Source organism: Rhizobium sp. R693 (genome assembly GCF_002211315.1).
Taxonomy (GTDB): domain Bacteria; phylum Pseudomonadota; class Alphaproteobacteria; order Rhizobiales; family Rhizobiaceae; genus Rhizobium.
Genome location: NZ_LOKY01000042.1, coordinates 1 through 3359, shown reverse-complemented (window position 1 = coordinate 3359; position 3359 = coordinate 1). Strand labels below are relative to the sequence as shown.

Here is a 3359-nt window from a genome sequence, read left to right as displayed (position 1 = left end):
GCCCGCCTCGTGCTCCTTCAGGATGCCAATGATCTGTTCGTCTGTGAAACGGTTGCGCTTCATTCTCTGGTCCTCTCAATGGGCCAGAGCTTACTTCAAAATGGATTATTTCAACGGGGCAAGGTCACAAACTTGAAACGGTCTATTCTGCGGCCTGGCGGATAGGTGCAGAAGCCGGGAACGGGATTTCTTCGATGATATCAAATTCATCAGGCATGTGGTGCTCGCCTGACCCCGGAATCAGCAACGTCCAGTACTCTGGGTTACGCCCAAACACGGTAGATACCTGCACCACCGTTGGCTGAGTATCGGCGACACTTCTCCGTCTGGCCCAATAAACGCCGCCTGCTTCCAATCCCGCAAAAACCATGAACACGCTCCCGGCTGGAGCGGCCCCAATAGCACATTTTTTGCCGCCGACAAATCACCAAGATGCGAACACAACGGGAACATTTCGCTGGCGTCAGATCCAGTTCGAAGTACGGCATCTCGAAGCTACAGAGGAACCTGCCCATGGACGTTAAATTTGTTCGAGATCAGCAGCGTTTGGCCGTCCAGAAACTGGCAGCGCTCCCCGAAGATCATCCGCTCGCCTGAATGACCGCCCGGACATCTTCCGCCGACAAACACTTTCGTTCGAAAAGCGTCCTCGCGAGCTTCCTTACAAGATGCTCGTTCTGCTCGACAATTGCGATTGCTGCGTTCATCTGTGCCGCGAGCAGTGCGCGGGTATAAAGGCCGAGGTTTCGGGACCTCTGTTGTGCGATGCTGACTGGATCCACATCCCCCTCAGAGATCCATGAACCTCCCATAGCCAACGGGCCTTCCACCATCGTCGCAACGTGTGTCGCCATCCGTAAATCGGAGTATTCAGACGATCCGGCCGGTCGGAAAAATTCCCGATGATCACTTGTTCTGATGCGATCCCTCCAAGCAACATCGCGATCTGAGCGAGATAGTGGCCTCTAACCCGGCGGCGATTGAGCCTCTCTTCGAACACCGCGCCACCCACTGCGTGCAGACTGCGTTCAATCGGGATACTGTCCGAGATCGACAGAGAAACGAGGCCTTCGCTTCCCAATGCCTCGGCGACAATCACATGGCCGCTCTCGGATGATGTCCCGAGAGTATTTGAGACTCCTAAAACCTCGTTGTTTACGTGGTTTGACGACTATACTTGGCTTTGACTAAGGTGGCCCGAGGGGAAGGGGTGCATGAAGCCGAAGAAACCGAGGAAACCAAAGAGAGCAAGTCAACCAGCGCGTATCAAAGTACACGCACGGAGAGTTGGCGGGGGGCCAGTTGCCGGCGTCGTGACGAACTGGCAGGTAGTGAAGGCACGTATTCAGGAGGAAATGACGGCACAGGTCGTCAAAAAGGACTTCACGGGCAACATAGTACTCGAAGCCGGAAAGTTGGAATACCATCATGAAGGCTCCATCGGTCGGATCAATCAATCTGATCTTGAGCGGTTTGCGACATCGCTGATAACCAAGGGCCTCGCCGCAGAGGCGTCCACCAATGGAAGGCAGGTCTCGATCAAGCTCACCCCAGCCACCGTGGCCATCCTGGGAGGACGTGCACCTAAGCCCGCCGCCAAGCGGGCACGCGCGAAAATAGCGGCCCCCACTCCCGATGCGTCCGAGAAGCTTGTTATCCCACCACCTGGCGAACTCTTAGCCGCGATCGTCAAGCATGTGACCGCCGCTGGGACGCGTTATAAGGTCGTTCGCAGAAAGGTAGCGGGGGGCTTTGGAATCCCGGCCGAAAAGACGACGATCCCTGTAGTCAATCCAACAACAGGACAGCGCATTTCGTTCGATCACAATTTCAACTTGGCAATTCGGCACCTCAAAAAGGTTAAGCTTGTCGAGACAAACGGCAAGTTGCTCTCTGCAATCGATGGCTTGGACAAAAAGCCCATCCCACCCTACGAAGCGCCAAAGACAAAGACTTCGAAATTGCGGTCTATGCCATCGAAGACCGCGCGCCTGTCCGGCAACATTAACCTGGAGCGGTTGGTCAAAGGGCTTCCCGATCATGATCCGTACAATCTGCTTAGGATTTGGAAAAACGCGGTCCGTATTCTTGGCGACAGAGCGCGATCGCATCAGCATCCGCAAGCGCACGCAATGGTCAAGCATCGGCTCCCCGCAATCAGTGCAGCTTATAAGCTCCAACACCGGCGCGCCGCATACTTGCGATCCGAATCCAATACAGCAATCATGCAACGGTGGATGGTTAGCGTTAACATAACGTAAAACAGATGATGCCTTTGCTTGCGGCTGAAGTGCGCTTTACAGTGGTTGACATTCCCTCTCAGGTATCTCGCCCAACTGGGCATCGCTCTTGGCGATGCGATCCCTTAAAGGGAAGGAAATCACGAAAGCTCCAGCTACTATCGAACCGAAGTGGTGGGGTAGGGACGTCCTTTGATTTGAAAGAAGACGACCGTGTGATTGGTCCGGGGCGGAAACTCAGGCTGCCCTTTGGAATGGATAGGAGGTTACCCGAAGCTTATTGACGATCCGCGGGGAGATCACAGACCGCTCCGGTTACGGAGTATTCAATTGCGACGCTAAGTTTAGGTCCTCTCATTGCATGGGCCATTTAGCGGCAAATCCTCTAGGTGCTCCGACAATATATTGACTCGCCTTCGAGAAAGGAAGGACCTTCTGAGCGCAACCAAAGGCGTCCGCGATCTCATGAAAGGTATCAAAGGAAAATGATGAATCCCGAGTACAGCGCGCCATAGCTTCCAGAACGGTCTCTTCCGGAACCCGTACACGACGATCGCTCGCGGTAATGGTCTTAAATTCGCTGAACAGAAATAGATCGACGAGCGTTTTCTCCTTTGATGTGACTCTTATGGCGATCCCAGATCGCTTCACTAACGCCACGCCCAAAGTGAGATGAAACGGATTGCGAGATACGATCGGATCGAGAGTAGTTTGGGATACACTGTCGAGCCTGAAAACCACGAGCCCACGCGAGCGTGGTATGAAAGCCTGGAGCTTGCCTGGCCTTTGGTCGGTCATGTTGTGGTAAAGCGCTGCGCTTTGCAAGCCAATAACGCCTCTTGGACATCTCAGTGAAAATGCGACCCAGTCTATGTCCTGTCGTTCGATGCGACCGGGCAGCGCGTAAAAGCCGACTGTTGGCCGCTCGATTAAGCCTGCGGTCACCATGCGTCGGAGCGTCTCTGACGCAACGCCTGCTTCATGGAGATGTTCTAGGACGTAAACTCATAAATTCTCTTGGCGTACTGCGTTCGGCGTGATTCAAGGCTTCCGAATTGGGAGCAATGATGACGCGCCGCCGCTACGAACTCACGGACCACGAATGGTCAATTATTTCGC

The 3359-nt window shown here is 54.2% G+C and carries 3 protein-coding genes; 1 reads left to right on the top strand and 2 read right to left on the bottom strand.

Annotated elements, in window-relative coordinates; translation table 11 throughout:
- Nucleotides 1-142: 142 nt before the first annotated feature.
- The gene (locus tag ATY79_RS22920) at nucleotides 143-370 is read right to left on the bottom strand and encodes a hypothetical protein (protein WP_088704986.1); all 228 of its coding nucleotides are present in this window, start codon (nucleotides 368-370) and stop codon (nucleotides 143-145) included.
- Between the two features lie 844 nt (nucleotides 371-1214).
- Here ATY79_RS22920 and ATY79_RS22910 point away from each other — a divergent pair.
- The gene (locus ATY79_RS22910; protein WP_088704984.1) at nucleotides 1215-2261 is read left to right on the top strand and encodes a hypothetical protein; all 1047 of its coding nucleotides are present in this window, start codon (nucleotides 1215-1217) and stop codon (nucleotides 2259-2261) included.
- Between the two features lie 333 nt (nucleotides 2262-2594).
- Here ATY79_RS22910 and ATY79_RS22905 read toward each other — a convergent pair whose 3' ends face one another.
- The gene (locus ATY79_RS22905; protein ID WP_088704983.1) at nucleotides 2595-3188 is read right to left on the bottom strand and encodes a hypothetical protein; all 594 of its coding nucleotides are present in this window, start codon (nucleotides 3186-3188) and stop codon (nucleotides 2595-2597) included.
- Nucleotides 3189-3359 lie beyond the last annotated feature (171 nt).

Excerpts from the sequence above, each read along its gene's own strand:
- ATY79_RS22920 (WP_088704986.1), bottom strand. The coding sequence starts at position 370 with ATGGTTTTTGCGGGATTGGAAGCAGGCGGCGTTTATTGGGCCAGACGG.
- ATY79_RS22910 (WP_088704984.1), top strand. The coding sequence starts at position 1,215 with ATGAAGCCGAAGAAACCGAGGAAACCAAAGAGAGCAAGTCAACCAGCG.
- ATY79_RS22905 (WP_088704983.1), bottom strand. The coding sequence starts at position 3,188 with ATGGTGACCGCAGGCTTAATCGAGCGGCCAACAGTCGGCTTTTACGCG.